This is a genomic window from Pseudomonas sp. VE 267-6A, from assembly GCF_024126555.1.
GTDB lineage: Bacteria > Pseudomonadota > Gammaproteobacteria > Pseudomonadales > Pseudomonadaceae > Aquipseudomonas > Aquipseudomonas palmensis.
In genome coordinates, this window is sequence record NZ_JAMYBY010000016.1 from 85,078 (window position 1) to 104,723 (window position 19,646).

A 19,646-nucleotide genomic window follows, 5' to 3' on the forward strand; every position below is an offset into this window, starting at 1 on the left:
GATTGGTGCGTCCTTGTAGGAGCCGGCGTTGCCGGCGAATGCAGGCGACGCGGTTCAGCCTTCGAGCTTGCTCTTGAGCAATTGGTTCACCTGTTGCGGGTTGGCCTTGCCCTTGGACGCCTTCATCGCCTGGCCGACGAAGAAGCCGAACATCTTGCCGCGCTTGGCCTCGTCCGCCGCGCGGTACTGCTCGACCTGCTCGGCGTTGGCCGCCAGCACTTCGTCCAGCACCTTCTCGATCGCGCCGGTGTCGGTCACCTGTTTCAGGCCTTCGGCCTCGATGATCTGGTCGGCATCGCCTTCACCGGCGGCCATCTTCTCGAACACCACCTTGGCGATCTTGCCGCTGATGGTGTTGTCCAGAATGCGCTGCAGCATGCCGCCCAGTTGCGCGGCGCTGACCGGCGCCTGGTCGATCTCCAGGCCCAGCTTGTTCAGCAGGCTGCCCAGCTCGACCATGACCCAGTTGGCCGCCAGCTTGGCATCGCCACACACACCGACCACCTGCTCGAAGTAGTCGGCCTGTTCGCGGCTGGAGGCCAGCACGTTGGCGTCGTAGGCCGACAGGCCGAACTGGCTCTGGAAGCGCTCGCGCTTCTGCGGCGGCAGTTCGGGCAGGGTGGCGCGGATGGCGTCGAGGAACGCCGGCTCGATGACCACCGGCAGCAGGTCCGGGTCGGGGAAGTAACGGTAGTCGTTGGCCTCCTCCTTGCTGCGCATGGAGCGGGTCTCGTCCTTGTTCGGGTCGTACAGGCGGGTTTCCTGGATCACCCGGCCGCCATCCTCGATCAGTTCGATCTGGCGCTGCACCTCGGTGTTGATCGCCTTCTCGATGAAGCGGAACGAGTTGACGTTCTTGATCTCGCAGCGGGTGCCGAACTCGACCTGGCCCTTGGGCCGGATCGACACGTTGCAGTCGCAGCGCAGCGAGCCCTCGGCCATGTTGCCGTCGCAGATGCCCAGGTAGCGCACCAGTGCGTGGATCGCCTTGACGTAGGCCACGGCTTCCTTGGCGCTGCGCATTTCCGGCTCGGAGACGATTTCCAGCAGCGGCGTGCCGGCGCGGTTCAGGTCGATGCCCGTGGCGCCGCTGAAGTCTTCGTGCAGGCTCTTGCCGGCGTCTTCCTCCAGGTGTGCGCGGGTGATGCCGATGCGCTTGACGGTGCCGTCTTCAAGGGCGATGTCCAGGTAGCCCTTGCCGACGATCGGCAGCTCCATCTGGCTGATCTGGTAGCCCTTGGGCAGGTCGGGGTAGAAGTAGTTTTTGCGCGCGAACACGTTGTGCTCGCCGATTTCGGCGTCGATCGCCAGGCCGAACATGCAGGCCATGCGCACGGCTTCTTCGTTGAGCACCGGCAGTACGCCGGGCATGCCCAGGTCGATCAGGCTGGCCTGGGTGTTCGGCTCGGAGCCGAACGTGGTGGCGCTGCCGGAGAAAATCTTCGACTGGGTGGCGAGCTGGGTATGAATTTCCAGCCCGATCACAACTTCCCATTGCATGTGTCTGTCCCTCAGAAGCCGGTAGGTGCGCGGGTGTGCCAATCAGTCACTTGCTGATAGCGGTGCGCGACGTTGAGCAGGCGGCCTTCCTGGAAATACGGGGCCAGCAGTTGCACGCCGACCGGCAGGCCGTCGACAAAACCGGCCGGCATCGACAGGCCTGGCAGGCCGGCGAGGTTGGCGGTGATGGTGTAGACGTCTTCCAGGTAGGCGGCGACCGGGTCGCTGTTCTTGGCGCCAAGCTTCCAGGCCGGGTTGGGCGTGGTCGGGCCGAGAATCACGTCGACCTCTTCGAAGGCGGCCATGAAGTCGTTCTTGATCAGGCGGCGGATCTTCTGCGCCTGCAGGTAGTAGGCATCGTAGTAGCCGGCCGACAGCGCGTAGGCGCCGACCATGATGCGCCGCTGCACCTCGGGGCCGAAGCCTTCACCGCGCGAACGCTTGTACAGGTCGGTGAGGTCCTTGGGGTCTTCGCAGCGGTAGCCGAAGCGCACGCCGTCGAAACGCGAGAGGTTGGACGAGGCTTCGGCCGGGGCGATGACGTAGTACGCAGGGATCGCGTGCTGCATGTTCGGCAGGCTGATCTGCTTGACCACCGCGCCGAGCTTTTCCAGCTCCTTGACGCTGGCCTGGATCAGGTCGGCGATGCGCGGGTCCAGGCCGGCACCGAAGTACTCCTTCGGCAGGCCGATGCGCAGGCCCTGCAGCGAGGCGTTGAGCGGGGCGCTGTAGTCGGGCACCGGTTCGTCGATGCTGGTGGAGTCCTTGGCGTCGAAACCGGCCATGGCCTGCAGCAGCAGCGCGCAGTCTTCGGCGGTACGCGCCAGCGGGCCACCCTGGTCGAGGCTGGAGGCGTAGGCAATCATGCCCCAGCGCGACACGCGACCGTAGGTCGGCTTGAGGCCGGTGAGGTTGGTCAGCGCCGCCGGCTGGCGGATCGAACCGCCGGTGTCGGTGCCGGTGGTGGCCGGCAGCAGGCGCGCGGCCACGGCAGCGGCCGAACCGCCGGACGAACCGCCCGGCACGTGTTCGAGGTTCCACGGGTTCTTCACCGCGCCGTAGTGGCTGGATTCGTTGGCCGAACCCATGGCGAACTCGTCCATGTTGGTCTTGCCCAGGGTGACCATGCCGGCCTCGGCCAGCTTGCTGACCACGGTGGCGTCATACGGCGAGACGAAGTTGTCGAGCATCTTCGAGCCGCAGCTGGTGCGCACGCCCTGGGTGCAGAACAGGTCCTTGTGGGCGATGGGGGCGCCCAGCAGGGCGCCGGTTTCACCGCCAGCACGGCGGGCGTCGGCGGCACGCGCCTGGTCCAGGGCCAGGTCTTCGGTGACGCTGATGAAACTGTTGATTTGCGGGTCGAGCTGCTGGATGCGCGCCAGTAGCGTGCGGGTCAGCTCTTCGGCAGAAAAGGCTTTGTCGGCGAGTCCGCGGGCGATCTCGGCCAGGGTCAGTTGATGCATGGCAGGCTCTATTCCCTTACTCGATGACTTTAGGAACCAGGTACAGGCCGCTTTCGGTCGCCGGGGCGATGGCCTGGTAGCTGTCTCTCTGGTTACTTTCTGTTACCACGTCGGCACGCAGGCGCTGACGGGCTTCAAGGGGGTGGGCCAGTGGCTCGATGCCAGTGGTGTCGACCGCTTGCATCTGGTCGACCAAACCCAGAATACTGTTCAAGGCATCGGTAGTGCGCGGAAGATCGGCTTCATTGAGGCCCAGGCGGGCCAGGTGAGCGATCTTTTCCACGTCGCAGCGTTCAAGCGCCATGGGGATCTCCAGGGGAAAACAAAAAACGGAATTGGTCCGCGAATGAGGAACATGCTGGCAGATTTACGGTCATAAGGCCGCGATTGTGTGCTGGCTTGCTCGGAAAAACTGCCAATTTAACATATTGGCGCCTTGCCCAAAATCCCCGCCGTTGTTAGAGTTTGCCGCACTTTTTTACCCACGCGTTGCCTAGGGTCACTTTCCCATGTTCAAGAAACTGCGTGGCATGTTTTCCAGCGATCTTTCCATCGACCTGGGCACTGCCAACACCCTTATTTACGTGCGTGAGCGCGGTATCGTCCTGAATGAGCCTTCGGTTGTGGCCATTCGTACTCACGGCAACCAGAAAAGTGTCGTCGCTGTCGGCACCGAGGCCAAGCGCATGCTCGGCCGTACGCCCGGCAACATCGCTGCCATTCGTCCGATGAAGGACGGCGTGATCGCCGATTTCAGCGTCTGCGAAAAGATGCTGCAGTACTTCATCAACAAGGTTCACGAAAACAGTTTTCTGCAGCCCAGCCCTCGCGTGCTGATCTGCGTTCCGTGCAAGTCGACCCAGGTAGAGCGCCGCGCCATTCGCGAGTCGGCCCTCGGTGCCGGTGCCCGTGAAGTGTTCCTGATCGAAGAGCCAATGGCCGCCGCCATCGGTGCCGGCCTGCCGGTCGAGGAAGCCCGTGGTTCGATGGTCGTCGATATTGGTGGTGGTACCACCGAAATCGCACTGATCTCCCTCAATGGTGTGGTGTACGCCGAATCCGTGCGTGTGGGTGGCGACCGTTTCGACGAGGCCATCGTCACCTACGTGCGCCGCAACTACGGCAGCCTGATCGGCGAGTCCACCGCCGAGCGTATCAAGCAGGAAATCGGTACTGCCTACCCGGGCGGCGAAGTGCGTGAAGTCGACGTACGCGGCCGCAACCTGGCCGAAGGCGTGCCACGTGCCTTCACCCTGAACTCCAACGAAGTGCTCGAAGCCCTTCAGGAATCGCTGGCGACCATCGTGCAGGCGGTCAAGAGCGCCCTGGAGCAATCGCCACCGGAGCTGGCTTCGGACATCGCCGAGCGCGGCCTGGTGCTGACCGGTGGTGGTGCGCTGCTGCGCGACCTGGACAAGCTGCTGGCCCAGGAAACCGGCCTGCCGGTGATCGTCGCCGAAGACCCGCTGACCTGTGTCGCCCGTGGCGGCGGTCGCGCGCTGGAGATGATGGACAAACACACCATGGACCTGCTCTCCAGCGAGTGATTTGCTGACCGCCCGCCCCGTCCCCCGGTTTACAGGTAGCGCCCACAGTGCTACCTGTATGTGCTGGTGGCGCGTGTGGGCGTCGTTTCCATCCATCCTGCAAGCAGGCCGGTGCGTTGCCGTATGAATGACCCCCTGAATCTTCGAGGAGCGGCCTATTAAACCGCTTTTCGCCAAAGGCCCTTCGCTGGGCGTGCACCTGCTTGTGCTGGTTGTGCTGTCTATCGCCCTGATGGTGGTGGACGCCCGCTTTACCTTGCTCAAGCCGCTGCGCAGCCAGATGGCGCTGGTGCTGATGCCTTCCTATACCATCAGCGACTTCCCGCAACGCATGTGGCAGGGCGTGGCCAGCCAGTTCGGCAGCCGCACCGAGCTGATCGCCGAGAACGAGAAACTCAAGACCGAAGCCTTGCTGCTGCAAGGTCGCCTGCAGAAGCTGGCGGCCCTGACCGAGCAGAACGTGCGCCTGCGCGAGTTGCTCAACTCCTCGGCGCTGGTCAACGAGAAGGTCGAGGTGGCCGAGCTGATCGGCGTCGACCCCAACCCCTTTACCCACCGCATCCTGATCAACAAGGGCGAACGCGACGGCGTGGTGCTGGGCCAGCCGGTGCTCGACGCCCGTGGCCTGATGGGCCAGGTGGTCGAGCTGATGCCGTACACCTCGCGGGTACTGCTGCTCACCGACACCACCCACAGCATTCCGGTGCAGGTCAACCGCAACGGCCTGCGCGCGATTGCCAGCGGCACCGGCAATCCCGAACGCCTGGAACTGCGCCACGTGGCCGACACCGCCGACATCAAGGAAGGCGACCTGCTGGTCAGTTCCGGCCTGGGCCAGCGCTTCCCGGCCGGCTACCCGGTGGCCACGGTGCGCGAGGTGATCCACGACTCCGGGCAGCCGTTCGCCATCGTGCGGGCGGTGCCGACCGCGGCGCTCAACCGCAGCCGCTACATGCTGCTGGTGTTTTCCGACAGCCGTACCCCCGAACAGCGCGCCGCCGATGCCGCGCAGGCTCAGGAAGCGGCTGATCGCCAGGCGCAGAGCCCGATCGATGGCAGCATGCCGGCTGCCGCGCCGGGCGCACCTGCCGCACCCGCTGCGCCGGGCACGCCTGCGCCAACCCCTGCACCTGCTCCTGCCGCCGCGCCCGCTGCCCCTGCAGCCGCCCCGGCCACTTCTCGGGAGAGACACTGATGAGCAGTACCCGTAGCCGCAACGGTTGGGTGGTCTGGTTGACCTTCCTGATCGGCCTGCTGCTGAGCGTGTGGCCCACGCTGCCGTTCATGGAGATTTTCCGTCCGCTGTGGCTGGCCCTGCTGCTGGCCTTCTGGACGCTGCACCTGCCGCACAAGGTCGGCATGACCACCGCATTCGTGCTGGGGCTTGCCGAGGACGTGCTGTACGGCACGCTGCTGGGGCAGAACGCCCTGGTGCTGGTGCTTATCACCTTCCTGGTGCTGTCGCTGCAGCAACGCCTGCGCATGTTCCCCATGTGGCAGCAGAGCCTGGTGATTCTGGTGATCTTCGGCCTGGCCCAGCTGGTTCAGCTGTGGCTCAGCGCCCTGACCGGCAATCGCCAGCCGACCCTGGCGCTGGTGTGGCCGGCGGTGATCAGTGCGCTGCTGTGGCCCTGGATCAGCTTCGCCTTGCGCGGCCTGCGCCGACGCCTGAGTATCAACTGATTCGCGTTGCCCACCGACGCTGACACGGAGACGTCACATGACCCCGCTGTACCTGGCCTCTGGTTCGCCACGCCGACGTGAGCTGCTCTCCCAGATCGGCGTGCCGTTCACCCCGGTGGCCGCCAGCATCGATGAAACCCCTCTGGATGCCGAACCGGCTGACGCCTATGTCGAGCGCCTGGCGCGCGAGAAGGCGGCTGCCGGCCTGGCGGTGTTGCGCGCCAGCGGCGTGGAAGGGCACCTGGCGGTACTGGGCGCCGACACTGCGGTGGTGCTTGACGGGCAGATCCTCGGCAAGCCGCAGGGGCAGGCCGACGCCCTGGCCATGCTGGCCGCATTGTCCGGACGCGAGCACGACGTGCTGACGGCAGTGGCGGTGACCGATGGCGAGCGCTGCCTGAGCGTGAACGTTGCCAGCCGCGTCAGCCTGCGCCCCATCAGCCCCGAACAGGCCCTGGCCTACTGGGCCAGCGGCGAGCCGCAGGACAAGGCCGGCAGCTACGCGATCCAGGGCCTGGCGGCAATTTTCGTCAAGGCGCTGCAGGGCAGCTACTCGGCGGTGGTCGGCTTGCCGCTGAGCGAAACCGCCGAGCTGCTGGAGCAATTTGCCATTCCCTGCTGGCAAGGCCTGCCGCCCCGTTGAGCGAGGAACTGCCCGTACCCCTTTAATTGCTCGCCAGCGACCGCCGGGCAATCCATCATTAGCTGAAGACCTTTGACGAGAGCCTGCCATGAGTGAAGAGATTCTGATCAATATCACGCCGATGGAATCACGCGTGGCGGTGGTGGAGAACGGTGTTCTTCAGGAGGTGCACGTCGAGCGCACCCAGCGGCGGGGCATCGTCGGCAACATCTACAAGGGCAAGGTGGTGCGGGTGCTGCCCGGCATGCAGGCGGCGTTCGTCGACATCGGCCTGGAGCGCGCGGCGTTCATCCACGCCTCGGAAATCTCCCAGCGCGAAGGCGCCAGTGTCGAGACCATCAGTGCCCTGGTGCACGAAGGCCAGAGCCTGGTGGTGCAGGTGACCAAGGACCCGATCGGCTCCAAGGGCGCACGCCTGACTACCCAGCTGTCGATCCCGTCGCGCTATCTGGTGTACATGCCGCGTACCAGCCATGTGGGCATCTCGCTGAAGATCGAGGACGAAGGCGAACGCGAGCGGCTCAAGCAGGTGGTCACCGACTGCATCGCCCAGGAGAACATCCAGGACGCCGGCGGGTTCATCCTGCGCACCGCGGCCGAGGGCGCCGGCGCCGACGAGATCGTCATGGACATCCGCTACCTGCGTCGCTTGTGGGACCAGATCGGGGCCCAGATCAAGACCGTTGGCGCACCCACCGAAATCTACGAAGACCTGGGCCTGGCCCTGCGTACCCTGCGCGACCTGGTCAACCCCAAGATCGAGAAGATCCGCATCGATTCACGGGAAACCTTCCAGAAGACCACGCAGTTCGTCGCCGAGCTGATGCCGGAAATCGCCGACCGCCTGGAGCACTACCCGGGGGAGCGGCCGATCTTCGACCTGTATGGCGTCGAGGACGAGATCCAGCGTGCGCTGGAGCGCAAGGTGCCGCTCAAGTCCGGCGGCTACCTGGTGGTTGACCCGGCCGAGGCTATGACCACCATCGACGTCAACACCGGGGCCTTCGTCGGCCACCGCAACCTCGAAGAGACCATCTTCAAGACCAACCTGGAGGCTGCCACGGCGATTGCCCGCCAACTGCGCCTGCGCAACATCGGCGGCATCATCATCATCGACTTCATCGACATGGAAGACGAAGAGCACCAGCGCCAGGTACTGCGTACCCTGGAAAAACAGCTGGAACGTGATCACGCCAAGACCAACATCATCGGCATCACCGAGCTGGGGCTGGTGCAGATGACCCGCAAGCGCACCCGCGAAAGCCTTGAACAGGTGCTGTGCGAACCATGCGCCAGTTGCCAGGGCCGCGGCAAGCTGAAGACCCCTGAGACCATCTGTTACGAAATTTTCCGCGAGATCCTGCGCGAGGCCCGCGCCTACCAGGCCGAAGGCTACCGGGTGCTGGCCAACCAGAAGGTGGTGGACCGCCTGCTCGACGAGGAATCGGGCAACGTGGCGGAGCTGGAGGCATTCATCGGGCGAACCATCCGCTTCCAGGTGGAGTCCATGTATTCCCAGGAACAATACGATGTGGTGCTGCTCTGACTCGCGTTGAAACCTACCCTGCGCTGGAAAACTGCGCGTACCGGGCCATAGTTAACGGACCACACGGGGAGCCCTTGCCATGGAGCGTCTGATCCGCGTTCTGGGCATCTTGACCCGTTGGGGGCTTGGCCTGTGCGCCTTGCTTGCCGTGCTGGTGGCGTTGTACGTCAGCCTTGGCCGCGAGCTGGTGCCACTGGTTGCCGAGTACCGCGCCGAGGTGGAGCAGAAGGCCGAGGCCGCACTGGGCATGCCGGTGCATATCGGTGCCCTGGAAGGCCGCTGGAGCGGTCTTGCGCCGGTGTTGCGCGTGCGCGACGTGCAGCTGGGCGAAGGCGCCGGCGCCTTGCGCCTGGACGAGGTCAAGGTGGTGCCCGACCTGTGGGCCAGCCTGATGCAGCGCCAGGTCCGCCTGGCCCAGGTCGAACTGGGCGGCCTGCAACTGAACCTGCACGAAGATGAAAACGGTCACTGGAGCCTCAAGGGTCTGCCGGTGCAGGATGATCAGCCACTGGATGTACAGCAGTTGCTCGAACGCAGCCAGGTGGTGGCGAAGGTGTCGGTGCTCGACAGCCAGGTGACCCTGGAGCCGTTCGCGCATGAGCCGATGACCCTGACCTATGTGAGCCTCGGGCTGCAGACCGGCAGCGTGCGCCAGCGCCTGGATGCGCGCCTGACCCTGCCCGACGGCCAGCCGATGAGCCTGAGCCTGCGCAGCCGCGTGCGCGCCGACCAGTGGCACGACGGTGCGGTGGATGCCTACCTCAGCCTGCCACAGAGCGACTGGGCCAAATGGGTGCCGGCGCGGCTGCTGGGCCCGTACACGGCCAGCGAACTGCGTGCCGGTGGCGAGGCCTGGGTAGGGTGGGGCAAAGGCCAGTTGCAGACCGCGACGCTGCGCCTCAACGCGCCGCAGCTCAAGGGTGCGCATGCCGGTCGCAAGGCGGTAAAGGTCGAGAACCTGGCGCTCAATGCCTGGTTCAGGCGTAGCGACAAGGGCTTTGACGTGGTGCTCGATTCCCTGGCCATGAGCCTGGGCGACACCCGCTGGGAATCCCACGTTCAACTCAGGCAGAGCGCCGCCACCGAGCCGGCCGATGAAGTGTGGGCGATCCAGGCCGACCGCCTCGATTTTACCCCGCTGACCCCGCTGATCCAGGCGCTCGCGCCGCTGCCGGAGGCGGGCATGGCCGTGGTCGAGGGCCTCAAGGTCACCGGCGGCCTGCGCAATGTGCGCCTGGACGTGCGGCCCAGGGCCGAAGGCGATCAGCGCCTGAGCTTTGCAGCCAACCTGGACCGCGTCGGCTTCAATGCCTACCACGGCGCCCCCGCTGCCGGGAATGTCAGCGGCAGCATCAGCGGCGACCTGGGCCAGGGCGAGCTGCGCCTGGACACCGACAAGTTCATGCTGCACCTGACGCCGATCTTCGCCGACCCCTGGCATTACCTGAAGGCCAATGCACGCCTGACCTGGCGACTGGACTCCGAGGGTTTCACCCTGGTTGCGCCGTACCTTAAGGTGCTGGGTGACGAGGGCAGGATTGCCGGCGACTTCCTGATCCGGCTGCTGTTCGACGATGCACGCGAAGACTACATGGACCTGCGTGTGGGCCTGGTCGACGGCGATGGCCGCTACACCGCCAAGTACCTGCCCGAAGTGCTCAGCCCTGCACTGGACCACTGGTTGCGCACCGCAATCCTCAAGGGCGCGGTGGATGAAGGCTACTTCCAGTACCAGGGCTCGCTGCACCACGGCGCGACCCCCGAGTCGCGCAGCATCAGCCTGTTCTTCAAGGTGCATGACGCCGAGCTGGACTTCCAGCCCGGCTGGCCCCACGTGAGCAAGGTCGATGGCGACGTGTTCATCGAGGACACCGGTGTGCGGGTCAAGGCGCGCAGCGGGCAGTTGCTCGGCACCCGGGTGCGCAATGTGGACGTGAACATTCCCCATGTGAACGAAGGCGAGCATACCCACCTGTACCTGGACGGAGAGTTCGACGGGCGCCTGGCCGACGGGGTGAAGATCCTGCAGGACGCGCCGATCGGTACCGGCCCGACCTTCGCCGGCTGGGAAGGCGAGGGCCCGCTGCAGGGCAAGCTCAAGCTCGATATCCCCCTGGAGCACGGCCAGCAGCCCAAGGTGCTGGTGGACTTCAGCACCGAACAGGCGCGCCTGAAGCTGAGTGAACCGCCGCTGGAGCTGAGCCAGTTGAACGGCACTTTCCGCTTCGACTTCGACAAGGGGCTCAGCGGCCAGAACATCACCGCGCGCGCCTTCGACAAGCCCATCAGCGCACAGATCTTTGCCGAGGGGCAGCCTGGGCAATTGCAGACCCGTATCGCCGCCAAGGGCCAGATCGCCTTGAAGGCGCTGACCGACTGGCTGAAATTCACCCAGCCCTTGCCAGCCTCCGGAGAAATTTCCTACCAGTTGCAGGTCAGTGTCGGCAGCCGCGAAAACCAGCTGAGCATCGACTCTACCCTCAAGGGCCTGAAAGTGGACCTGCCGGCGCCATTCGGCAAGGCGGTCAGCGAAACCCGGGCCACGCAGTTCAAGATGAACCTGCAAGGGCCGCAACAGCGCTTCGATGTGGCCTACGCCGACGTCGCCAGGCTGGCCTATGCCGCGCCTGCCGGCAAGCTCGGCCAGGGGCGCGGTGAGCTGCTGCTGGGCAACGGCACGGCGCAACTGCCGGCCGGTCAGGGCCTGCGGGTGCGTGGCCGGCTCGCCCAGCTGGACATTGAGCCCTGGCAGAAGCAGTTCGAGCAGATGGCCGGTGACGATCCGGGTGGCAATGCCCGGCAGGTGCTCAACAGCCTGGACGTGAGCATCGGCCAGCTCAAGGGCTTTGGCCAGACCCTCAACCAGGCAGTGGTACGCCTGGACCGCGGGAGCAACTTCTGGAACCTGCGCCTGGACAGCAAGGAGGTCATCGGCACGGCCCGCCTGCCCGATGCCAAGGGCGCCCCGATCGTGATCAACCTGCCGACCCTCCACCTGCCGCCGTCCGACCCGGCCGACGCCAGCGCAGTGGACGGACCGGACCCGCTGGCCGATGTCGACCCGCGCAAGATCCCGGCGATCGACCTGAGCATCGGCAGGCTGTTCCTTGGCGATGATCTGCTCGGCAGCGTCGCGCTGAAAACCCGTCCCACCTCCAAGGGCGTGGCCCTGAACGACCTGGACCTGAACCTCAAGGGCCTGGCGATCGATGGCACCGCCACCTGGGAAGGCACGCCGGGGCGCAGCGACAGCTGGTACAAGGGGCGCCTGGAAGGCAAGAACCTGGCCGATGTGCTGACCGCCTGGGGCTTCGCGCCGACGGTGACCAGCCGAGACTTCCGCCTGGACGTGGACGGACGCTGGCAGGGGTCGCCGGCCTGGGTCAGCCTCAAGCACTTCTCCGGCAACCTCGATGCCCTGCTGCGCAAGGGGCAGTTCGTCGAAGTGGAAGGCGGGGCGCAGGCCTTGCGCGTGTTCGGCCTGCTCAATTTCAACTCGATCGGCCGGCGCCTGCGCCTGGACTTCTCCGACCTGCTCGACAAGGGCCTGAGCTACGACCGGGTCAAGGGCCTGCTGGTGGCAAGCGAGGGGGTGTATGTGACGCGCGAGCCGATCACCCTGACCGGCCCGTCCAGTAACCTCGAGCTTGATGGCACCCTGGACATGGTTCGGGACCGGGTCGATGCGACCTTGCAGGTGACCTTGCCGGTGACCAACAACCTGCCCCTGGCGGCGCTGATCGTGGGCGCGCCAGCGGTGGGCGGGGCGCTGTTCCTGGTGGACCGGCTGCTGGGGGATCGGGTGGCGCGCTATGCCAGTGTGCATTACCGCGTCGAGGGCCCGTGGAAAGAGCCTAAGATTAGCTTTATCAAACCTTTCGAGAAGTCGCGCTAGAACATGGACATGACGTCAGCGGTTATTCAGATGGTCAGCCAGGACGATGTGCCGGGCAACCTGGCGCGGGCCCGTGCCCTGCTGGAGCGGGCTGCCGAAGGGGGCGCGCGGCTGGCGGTGCTGCCGGAAAACTTCGCTGCCATGGGCCGGCGCGACAGCGCCGCCATCGGCCGGGCCGAGGCGCTGGGGGAGGGGCCGATCCTGCCATGGTTGAAACAGGCCGCCCGCGACCTCAGGTTATGGATTGTAGCGGGCACCTTGCCGCTGCCGCCGCTCGACCGGCCCGAGGCCAAAGCCCATGCCTGCTCCCTGCTGGTCGACGAGCACGGCGAGCAGGTGGCCCGCTACGACAAATTGCATCTGTTCGATGTGGATGTGGCCGACAACCGTGGCCGCTACCGCGAGTCGGACGATTATGCCCACGGCGCGCGGGTGGTGGTGGCCGATACCCCGGTGGGGCGCCTGGGCCTGAGCGTGTGCTACGACCTGCGCTTTCCCGAGCTGTACAGCGCGCTGCGTGCGGCCGGAGCCGAACTGATCAGTGCACCGGCAGCCTTTACTGCAGTAACCGGTGCGGCCCATTGGGACGTGCTGATTCGCGCCAGGGCCATAGAGACACAGTGTTACGTATTGGCGGCCGCCCAGGGCGGCACGCACCCGGGGTCACGGGAAACCCATGGCCATGCCGCCATCGTCGACCCCTGGGGGCGTATCGTTGCCCAGCAGGCCAGCGGTGAAGCGGTGCTGCTGGCGCCCCGCGACAGCAGCGAACAGGCGTCCATTCGGGCGCGGATGCCGGTGGCCTCGCACCGGCGCTTTTTTTCGCAGGACGCATTGCGGCCTGCGCACACCTCGGAGTGACTATGAGCGAGTTGTTATCCACTGTCAGCGATCACCTGCTGGCGCCGGGCGGCCTGACCCTCGACAGCCTGCAATCGGTGCTGGGCGAGTTGGCCGGGCCGGGAATCGACGCCGCCGACCTGTACTTCCAGGGCCAGATTTCAGAGTCCTGGGCGCTTGAAGACGGCATCGTCAAGGAAGGCAGCTTCAACCTCGACCAGGGGGTCGGGGTACGCGCCCAGTCTGGTGAAAAGACCGGCTTTGCCTACAGCAACGCGATCAACCTCGAAGCCCTGACTTCCGCTGCACGCGCCGCGCGCTCCATTTCCCGCGCCGGCCAGAATGGCAGCGTGCAGGCCTTCAAGAGCCAGGACGTGACCGCGCTGTATGCGCCGGGCAACCCGCTGGATGTGCTCAGCCGCGCCGAGAAGGTCGAGCTGCTCAAGCGTGTCGACGTGGCCACGCGTGCCCTGGACCCGCGTATCCAGCAGGTCAGCGTGAGCATGGCCGGGGTGTGGGAGCGCATTCTGGTGGCCGCTGCCGATGGCAGCCTGGCGGCCGACGTGCGGCCGCTGGTGCGCTTCAACGTCAGTGTGATCGTCGAGCAGAATGGCCGTCGCGAACGTGGCGGGCATGGCGGCGGCGGGCGCACCGACTACCGCTACTTCACCGACGAGCGGGTGATGGGTTTTGCCCGCGAAGCGCTGCGCCAGGCACTGGTCAACCTCGAGGCCATTCCGGCACCGGCCGGCACCTTGCCGGTGGTGATGGGCGCCGGGTGGTCCGGTGTGCTGCTGCACGAGGCGGTCGGGCATGGCCTGGAGGGCGATTTCAACCGCAAGGGCAGCTCGGCCTACAGTGGCCACCTGGGCGAGAAGGTCGCGTCCAGCCTGTGCACCATCGTCGACGACGGCACCCTCGAAGGGCGCCGCGGTTCGTTGAGCGTGGATGACGAAGGCACCCCGACCGAATGCACCACACTGATCGAGAACGGCATTCTCAAGGGCTACATGCAGGACAAGCTCAATGCCCGCCTGATGGGCATGGCAGTCACCGGCAACGGGCGGCGCGAGTCGTATGCGCACCTGCCGATGCCACGCATGACCAACACCTACATGCGCGCCGGCGAAAGCGACCCGGCTGAGATCATCGCCTCGGTCAAGCGTGGCATCTACTGCGCCAACCTCGGCGGTGGCCAGGTGGACATCACCAGCGGCAAGTTCGTGTTCTCCACCAGCGAGGCTTACCTGATCGAAGACGGCAAGATCACCGCGCCGGTCAAGGGTGCGACGCTGATCGGCAACGGCCCCGAGGCCATGAGCCGGGTGTCGATGGTCGGCAACGACCTGTCGCTGGACAGTGGTGTGGGTACCTGTGGCAAGGATGGGCAGTCGGTGCCGGTGGGCGTTGGCCAGCCGACCCTGAAGATCGATGCGATCACCGTGGGTGGCACGGGCGCATGAGCATGAAACCGGGCGGGCAGGGTGCCTGCCCGGTGGCGAGAATCAGCGCAGGCCGCGCTGGATTTCGTCGAGGTCGCGGATGTACTTGAAGATCTTGCGGCTGGCGGTGGGCGCCTTGTTGCGCGCCAGCTCGTGCTGGGCCTGGCGGATCAGCGAGCGCAGCTGCTGGCGATCGGCGTCCGGGTATTCCTGGACGAACTTCTCCAGTACGTCGTCGGTGCCGCCGATCAGCCGGTCGCGCCAGCGTTCGAGGTTGTGGAAGCGTTCGTTGTACTGGCGCGAAGAGGCGTCGAGCTGGTCGAGCAGCGCGAGGATCGCGTCGATGTCCTGGTCGCGCATCAGCTTGCCGATGAACGACTTGTGACGGCGCTTGGCTTCGTTCGCGGTGTGCCGCTTGTGCTCTTCCAGGGCCGCGCGCAGTTCGTCGGTCAAGGGCAGTTTGGCCAGGATATCGGGCTTGAGCGTGGTAAGGCGCTCGCCCATATCAACCAGCGCCTGCATCTCGCGCTTGATTTGGGTTTTGCTTTTTTCGCCGTCGAAGGCGGTGTCGTAAGAATCAACCATGGGGGCAGTCCGCTGAGAATCGCCGCCATGATAACCAGTCGGGGGCCGCTTGTCCGGTCCGGTCGTAGATTGACCCGAGCCGAACGCAGAATTTGAGTGGAGAAAACCATGAGTGCAGTCCAGAGCGTAGGTCCGCAGGCCCTGCCGGCGTTGCAGGAACAGGTCGAACAGATCATCGCCGAAGCCCGGCGCCAGGGCGCCAGCGCCTGCGAAGTGGCCGTATCGCTGGAGCAGGGGTTGTCGACCTCGGTGCGCCAGCGCGAGGTGGAGACGGTGGAGTTCAACCGCGACCAGGGCTTCGGCATCACCCTGTATGTGGGCCAGCGCAAGGGCTCGGCAAGCACCTCAGCCAGTGGCAGCGATGCCATTCGCGAAACCGTGGCGGCGGCCCTGGCCATCGCCAAGCACACCTCCGAGGACGAATGCTCGGGCCTGGCCGACCCGGCCCTGATGGCCCGTGACCTGCAGGATTTCGACCTCTATCACGCCTGGGACATCACCCCCGAGCAGGCCATCGAAAAGGCCCTGGCCTGCGAAGCTGCGGCGTTCGACACCGATGCCCGCATCAAGAACGCCGATGGCACCACACTCAGCACCCACCAGGGATGCCGGGTGTACGGCAACAGCCACGGCTTCATCGGTGGCTACGCCTCCACCCGCCACAGCCTGAGCTGCGTGATGATCGCCGAAGGTGACGGGCAGATGCAGCGTGACTACTGGTATGACGTGAACCGCCAGGGCGAGCTGCTGGCCGATCCGCAGAGGATCGGGCGTCGCGCTGCGCAGCGTGCGGCGGCGCGCCTGGGCGCACGTCCGGTGCCGACCTGCGAGGTACCGGTGCTGTTCTCGGCGGAGCTGGCCGGCGGGTTGTTCGGCAGTTTCCTGTCGGCGATTTCCGGCGGCAACCTGTACCGCAAGTCGTCGTTTCTGGAAGGCTGCATGGGCCAGCGCCTGTTCCCCAGCTGGCTGACTCTGGACGAGCGGCCGCACCTGCAGCGTGCCCTGGGCAGTGCCTCGTTCGATGGGGACGGCCTGGCGACCTATGCCAAGCCGTTCGTCGAAAATGGCGAGCTGGTGTCGTATGTGCTGAGCACCTATTCCGGACGCAAGCTGGGGCTGCCAAGCACCGCCAACGCCGGTGGCGTGCACAACCTGTTCGTGACGCATGGGGTCGAAGATCAGGCTGCATTGCTGCGCCGCATGGGGCGCGGGTTGCTGGTGACCGAGCTGATGGGGCATGGCTTGAACATGGTGACCGGTGACTATTCGCGCGGCGCAGCGGGGTACTGGGTGGAGAACGGCGAGATCCAGTTTGCGGTTCAGGAAGTCACGATTGCCGGCAACATGAAGGACATGTTCCAGCAGATTGTCGCTATCGGCAACGATCTTGAAACCCGTAGCAATATTCACACAGGCTCGGTGCTGATCGAGCGCATGACGGTCGCCGGCAGCTGACACCGCCGGCCTGTGCGCGGTCCCCGTAGGCGCCGGCGTTGCCGGCGAAGGGGCCACCTCAGGTTACACATCGAAGCCCGGCCCCGTGCCGGGCTTTTTGCTTTTCGCCTTTGGTTGCACTTGAACTGATTCTGATTATCACTTAATAATGACTATCATTATCTAGGCGATGATGTTCATGAGACCTGTCCTTCACGAATTGCCCTACCTCGAAAACTGGCGCTGGCTGAGCCGGCGAATTCGCTGTGCCCTCGAGCCCGACGAGCCGCGCCTGATCGAACACTACCTGGCCGAAGGTCGCTACCTGGTCTGCTGCACCGAGACCTCGGCCTGGACCGTCGCCTTGACTTCCTTCCGCCTGCTGCTCGACACCGCGTGCGACCGCATGCTGCCGTGGCATTGGCGCTGCTTGTGCCTGGACCAGGCCTGGAAGCCGCTGCTGCAGCTGCGCAAGCTCGACGGCGGCGAGCACGGCCAGCGCTGGCAGCCCTTCGCCCTGCAACTGGCGAACTGCACGCTGCTGCCTTCGATTTCTTTCGCTGAACTGATGCAAGGACTTGATGATGAGTAATACCCGTATCGAGCGTGACAGCATGGGTGAGCTGCAGGTGCCGGCCGAGGCCCTGTATGGCGCCCAGACCCAGCGCGCGGTGAACAACTTCCCGATCAGCCAGCAGCGCATGCCGACCCAGTTCATCCGGGCCCTGCTGCTGGCCAAGGCCGCCGCCGCCAAGGCCAACGTCGAGCTGGAGCAGATCAGCCAGGCACAGGGCGCTGCCATCGTCACCGCCGTGGAACAGTTGCTGGCTGGCGATTTCATGCAGCACTTCCCGGTCGACGTGTACCAGACCGGCTCCGGCACCAGCTCCAACATGAATGCCAACGAGGTGATCGCGACCCTGGCCAGCCGTGTGCTGGGCGACACGGTAAACCCAAATGACCATGTCAACTGCGGCCAGAGCAGCAACGACATCATCCCCACCACCATCCACGTGAGCGCCGCGCTGGCCCTGCACGAACAACTGCTGCCGGCGCTCAAGCACCTGGTGCAGGTGATCGAGCACAAGGCCGAGCAAGTGCACCCGTTCATCAAGACCGGTCGCACCCACCTGATGGACGCCATGCCCGTGCGCATGAGCCAGGTGCTGGGCGGCTGGGCGGCACAGGTCAAGGCGGGCATCGGTCACTTGAACGACACCCTGCCAAGCCTGCAGGCCCTGGCCCAGGGCGGCACTGCGGTGGGCACCGGGATCAACGCCCACCCCGCGTTCGCCGCGCGCTTCAGCCAGCAACTGAGCGGCCTGACCGGGGTGCAGTTCGTGCCGGGGGAAAACCTGTTTGCCCTGATCGGCTCGCAGGACACCGCCGTGGCTGTTTCCGGTCAGCTCAAGGCCACCGCCGTGGCCCTGATGAAGATCGCCAACGACCTGCGCTGGATGAACTCCGGCCCGCTTGCCGGGCTGGGCGAGATCGAGCTTGAAGGGCTGCAGCCCGGCTCCTCGATCATGCCGGGCAAGGTCAACCCGGTGATTCCGGAAGCCACCGCCATGGTGGCCGCGCAGGTCATCGGCAACGATGCGGCCATCGCCGTGGCGGGCCAGTCGGGCAACTTCGAACTGAACGTGATGCTGCCGATCATTGCGCAGAACCTGCTGGGCAGCATCGAGCTGATGGCCAATGTGAGCCGTCTGCTGGCCGACAAGGCTATCGCCACCTTCAAGGTCAACGAACCCAAGCTCAAGGAAGCCCTGGCGCGCAACCCGATCCTGGTGACCGCGCTGAACCCGATCATCGGCTACCAGAAGGCTGCCGAAATCGCCAAGACCGCCTACAAGCAGGGGCGCCCGATCATCGAGGTTGCGCTGGAACACACCGACCTGCCGCGCAGCCAGCTGGAAGTCCTGCTCGACCCTGAAAAACTCACGGCCGGCGGTATCTGACACCGCCCACCGCTTCGGAGGTTTCTGTCATGCAGCATTGGAAACGCACCACTGAAATAGCCAACCGCCTGTTCCAACAGGGCGATCTGGTGGATGCCCGCGAGTTGTACTTGCAGGCCCTGGCCTTGGCCCAGGTGTTGTTCGAGCGCTGGCAGGACGCCGACGAGGCGGTGGCCGCCTGTGTGATTTCGCACCACAACCTGGCCGACCTGCATTTGCGCCTCAAGCAGCCGCAGGAGAGCGCCGAGTACCTGTGCGCCATCCACCAGCGCCTGTTGCAGGCCAGCCAGGATCAGCGCCTTTCGCCGTTGCTGCGCGATGCGGCGCTGCGCCAGAGCAGCAAGACCTACACCGAACTGCTCAATTTCATCAGCGAGTATGGCCAGTACCCCCGTACCGAACGCCTGCTCTACCGCCAGGGGGCGCAGCCGGCGCTGTTTGCCGGCCAGGAACAACTACAGCCCCCAGCCCTTCATTATGGAACCCACTGATATGCCGCATACCTTGCCTGCATTGCCGTACGCCTACGATGCGCTGGAACCGCACATCGACACCCAGACCATGCAGATTCACCACAGCAAGCACCACCAGACCTACATCAACAACCTCAATGCCGCCATCGAGGGCACCGAATACGCCGAGTGGCCGATCGAGCAGCTGGTCGCCAGCGTCAAGAGCCTGCCGCAGAATCTGCAGGCCGCAGTGATCAACCAGGGCGGCGGGCACGCCAACCACAGTCTGTTCTGGACGGTGATGGCGCCCGGCGGCGGCGGTCAGCCCCACGGCGCGGTGGGCGAGGCGATCGATGACCAGCTGGGCGGTTTCGAGGCATTCAAGGATGCGTTCACCAAGGCTGCGCTGACCCGCTTCGGCAGTGGCTGGGCGTGGCTGAGCGTAACGCCGCAGAAAACCCTGGTGGTAGAGAGCAGCGGCAACCAGGACAGCCCGCTGATGAATGGCAATACGCCCATTCTTGGCCTGGACGTGTGGGAGCATGCCTACTACCTGCTGTACCAGAACCGTCGCCCCGAATACATCGGCGCCTTCTACAACGTGATCAACTGGTCCGAAGTAGAGCGTCGCTACGTTGCTGCCCTGGTGTGAGTC

17 protein-coding genes are annotated in these 19,646 nt (G+C 65.3%); 13 read left to right on the forward strand and 4 right to left on the reverse strand.

Annotated elements, in window-relative coordinates; translation table 11 throughout:
• Window positions 1-54 precede the first annotated feature (54 nt).
• The 3 genes from gatB to gatC are packed head-to-tail and all read right to left on the reverse strand — an operon-like array spanning window position 55 to window position 3,267.
• Window positions 55-1,500, reverse strand: a complete 1,446-nt coding sequence (gene gatB / locus NJH59_RS19040) for an Asp-tRNA(Asn)/Glu-tRNA(Gln) amidotransferase subunit GatB (RefSeq protein WP_054916385.1) — start codon at window positions 1,498-1,500, stop codon at window positions 55-57.
• A gap of 11 nt (window positions 1,501-1,511) precedes the next feature.
• Window positions 1,512-2,963 (reverse strand): Asp-tRNA(Asn)/Glu-tRNA(Gln) amidotransferase subunit GatA, encoded by a 1,452-nt coding sequence (gatA, locus tag NJH59_RS19045; RefSeq protein WP_043862478.1) that lies wholly within the window; start codon window positions 2,961-2,963, stop codon window positions 1,512-1,514.
• 16 nt (window positions 2,964-2,979) lie between these two features.
• Complete coding sequence (gene gatC, locus NJH59_RS19050; RefSeq protein WP_043862477.1) at window positions 2,980-3,267, reverse strand: Asp-tRNA(Asn)/Glu-tRNA(Gln) amidotransferase subunit GatC; 288 nt, start codon at window positions 3,265-3,267, stop codon at window positions 2,980-2,982.
• Window positions 3,268-3,472: 205 nt separating this feature from the next.
• Here gatC and mreB point away from each other — a divergent pair, with 205 nt between their 5' ends.
• The 8 genes from mreB (at window position 3,473) to tldD (ending at window position 14,580) form a co-directional block, all read left to right on the forward strand.
• Entirely contained in the window at window positions 3,473-4,510 is a 1,038-nt protein-coding gene (mreB, locus tag NJH59_RS19055) for a rod shape-determining protein MreB (protein ID WP_008371426.1), read from the forward strand.
• Window positions 4,511-4,667: 157 nt separating this feature from the next.
• On the forward strand, window positions 4,668-5,705 hold the full coding sequence (gene mreC / locus NJH59_RS19060) for a rod shape-determining protein MreC (protein ID WP_196933096.1): 1,038 nt from the start codon (window positions 4,668-4,670) through the stop codon (window positions 5,703-5,705).
• Window positions 5,705-6,193, forward strand: a complete 489-nt coding sequence (mreD, locus tag NJH59_RS19065; protein ID WP_043862475.1) for a rod shape-determining protein MreD — start codon at window positions 5,705-5,707, stop codon at window positions 6,191-6,193. Before mreC ends, mreD begins: the two co-directional genes overlap by 1 nt.
• 37 nt (window positions 6,194-6,230) lie before the next feature.
• Complete coding sequence (locus NJH59_RS19070) at window positions 6,231-6,836, forward strand: nucleoside triphosphate pyrophosphatase (RefSeq protein ID WP_043862474.1); 606 nt, start codon at window positions 6,231-6,233, stop codon at window positions 6,834-6,836.
• A gap of 88 nt (window positions 6,837-6,924) precedes the next feature.
• A complete protein-coding gene (rng, locus tag NJH59_RS19075; RefSeq protein WP_043862473.1) occupies window positions 6,925-8,382 on the forward strand; it encodes a ribonuclease G in 1,458 nt (485 codons plus the stop codon).
• Window positions 8,383-8,461: 79 nt separating this feature from the next.
• Window positions 8,462-12,277 carry a YhdP family protein gene (locus tag NJH59_RS19080; protein WP_253087178.1) on the forward strand — a complete coding sequence of 1,272 codons (3,816 nt, stop codon included), beginning with the start codon at window positions 8,462-8,464 and terminating at the stop codon, window positions 12,275-12,277.
• Between the two features lie 9 nt (window positions 12,278-12,286).
• Entirely contained in the window at window positions 12,287-13,138 is an 852-nt protein-coding gene (locus NJH59_RS19085; RefSeq protein ID WP_253087179.1) for a carbon-nitrogen hydrolase family protein, read from the forward strand.
• Between the two features lie 2 nt (window positions 13,139-13,140).
• Window positions 13,141-14,580 carry a metalloprotease TldD gene (gene tldD, locus NJH59_RS19090; protein WP_043862470.1) on the forward strand — a complete coding sequence of 480 codons (1,440 nt, stop codon included), beginning with the start codon at window positions 13,141-13,143 and terminating at the stop codon, window positions 14,578-14,580.
• 42 nt (window positions 14,581-14,622) lie between these two features.
• On the opposite strand, the gene yjgA is transcribed toward tldD, so the two are convergent.
• Window positions 14,623-15,144, reverse strand: a complete 522-nt coding sequence (gene yjgA / locus NJH59_RS19095; RefSeq protein WP_043862469.1) for a ribosome biogenesis factor YjgA — start codon at window positions 15,142-15,144, stop codon at window positions 14,623-14,625.
• Window positions 15,145-15,252: 108 nt separating this feature from the next.
• On the opposite strand from yjgA, the gene pmbA reads away from it, so the two are divergent.
• The 5 genes from pmbA (at window position 15,253) to NJH59_RS19120 (ending at window position 19,643) form a co-directional block, all read left to right on the forward strand.
• Window positions 15,253-16,599: a metalloprotease PmbA gene (gene pmbA, locus NJH59_RS19100; protein ID WP_253087180.1), complete on the forward strand. Its 1,347-nt coding sequence runs from the start codon at window positions 15,253-15,255 to the stop codon at window positions 16,597-16,599.
• A gap of 169 nt (window positions 16,600-16,768) precedes the next feature.
• A complete protein-coding gene (locus NJH59_RS19105) occupies window positions 16,769-17,170 on the forward strand; it encodes a hypothetical protein (RefSeq protein WP_043862467.1) in 402 nt (133 codons plus the stop codon).
• Complete coding sequence (locus NJH59_RS19110; RefSeq protein ID WP_058541428.1) at window positions 17,163-18,539, forward strand: lyase family protein; 1,377 nt, start codon at window positions 17,163-17,165, stop codon at window positions 18,537-18,539. The genes NJH59_RS19105 and NJH59_RS19110 overlap by 8 nt, the downstream gene beginning before the upstream one ends.
• Before the next feature lie 29 nt (window positions 18,540-18,568).
• Window positions 18,569-19,030 (forward strand): hypothetical protein, encoded by a 462-nt coding sequence (locus tag NJH59_RS19115; RefSeq protein WP_043862465.1) that lies wholly within the window; start codon window positions 18,569-18,571, stop codon window positions 19,028-19,030.
• A 1-nt stretch (window position 19,031) separates the two neighbouring features.
• A complete protein-coding gene (locus NJH59_RS19120; RefSeq protein ID WP_043862464.1) occupies window positions 19,032-19,643 on the forward strand; it encodes a superoxide dismutase in 612 nt (203 codons plus the stop codon).
• Window positions 19,644-19,646: the final 3 nt, after the last annotated feature.

Excerpts from the sequence above, each read along its gene's own strand:
- gatB (WP_054916385.1), bottom strand. The coding sequence starts at position 1,500 with ATGCAATGGGAAGTTGTGATCGGGCTGGAAATTCATACCCAGCTCGCC.
- gatA (WP_043862478.1), bottom strand. The coding sequence starts at position 2,963 with ATGCATCAACTGACCCTGGCCGAGATCGCCCGCGGACTCGCCGACAAA.
- gatC (WP_043862477.1), bottom strand. The coding sequence starts at position 3,267 with ATGGCGCTTGAACGCTGCGACGTGGAAAAGATCGCTCACCTGGCCCGC.
- mreB (WP_008371426.1), top strand. The coding sequence starts at position 3,473 with ATGTTCAAGAAACTGCGTGGCATGTTTTCCAGCGATCTTTCCATCGAC.
- mreD (WP_043862475.1), top strand. The coding sequence starts at position 5,705 with ATGAGCAGTACCCGTAGCCGCAACGGTTGGGTGGTCTGGTTGACCTTC.
- NJH59_RS19070 (WP_043862474.1), top strand. The coding sequence starts at position 6,231 with ATGACCCCGCTGTACCTGGCCTCTGGTTCGCCACGCCGACGTGAGCTG.
- rng (WP_043862473.1), top strand. The coding sequence starts at position 6,925 with ATGAGTGAAGAGATTCTGATCAATATCACGCCGATGGAATCACGCGTG.
- NJH59_RS19080 (WP_253087178.1), top strand. The coding sequence starts at position 8,462 with ATGGAGCGTCTGATCCGCGTTCTGGGCATCTTGACCCGTTGGGGGCTT.
- NJH59_RS19085 (WP_253087179.1), top strand. The coding sequence starts at position 12,287 with ATGACGTCAGCGGTTATTCAGATGGTCAGCCAGGACGATGTGCCGGGC.
- tldD (WP_043862470.1), top strand. The coding sequence starts at position 13,141 with ATGAGCGAGTTGTTATCCACTGTCAGCGATCACCTGCTGGCGCCGGGC.
- yjgA (WP_043862469.1), bottom strand. The coding sequence starts at position 15,144 with ATGGTTGATTCTTACGACACCGCCTTCGACGGCGAAAAAAGCAAAACC.
- pmbA (WP_253087180.1), top strand. The coding sequence starts at position 15,253 with ATGAGTGCAGTCCAGAGCGTAGGTCCGCAGGCCCTGCCGGCGTTGCAG.
- NJH59_RS19105 (WP_043862467.1), top strand. The coding sequence starts at position 16,769 with ATGATGTTCATGAGACCTGTCCTTCACGAATTGCCCTACCTCGAAAAC.
- NJH59_RS19110 (WP_058541428.1), top strand. The coding sequence starts at position 17,163 with ATGAGTAATACCCGTATCGAGCGTGACAGCATGGGTGAGCTGCAGGTG.
- NJH59_RS19115 (WP_043862465.1), top strand. The coding sequence starts at position 18,569 with ATGCAGCATTGGAAACGCACCACTGAAATAGCCAACCGCCTGTTCCAA.
- NJH59_RS19120 (WP_043862464.1), top strand. The coding sequence starts at position 19,032 with ATGCCGCATACCTTGCCTGCATTGCCGTACGCCTACGATGCGCTGGAA.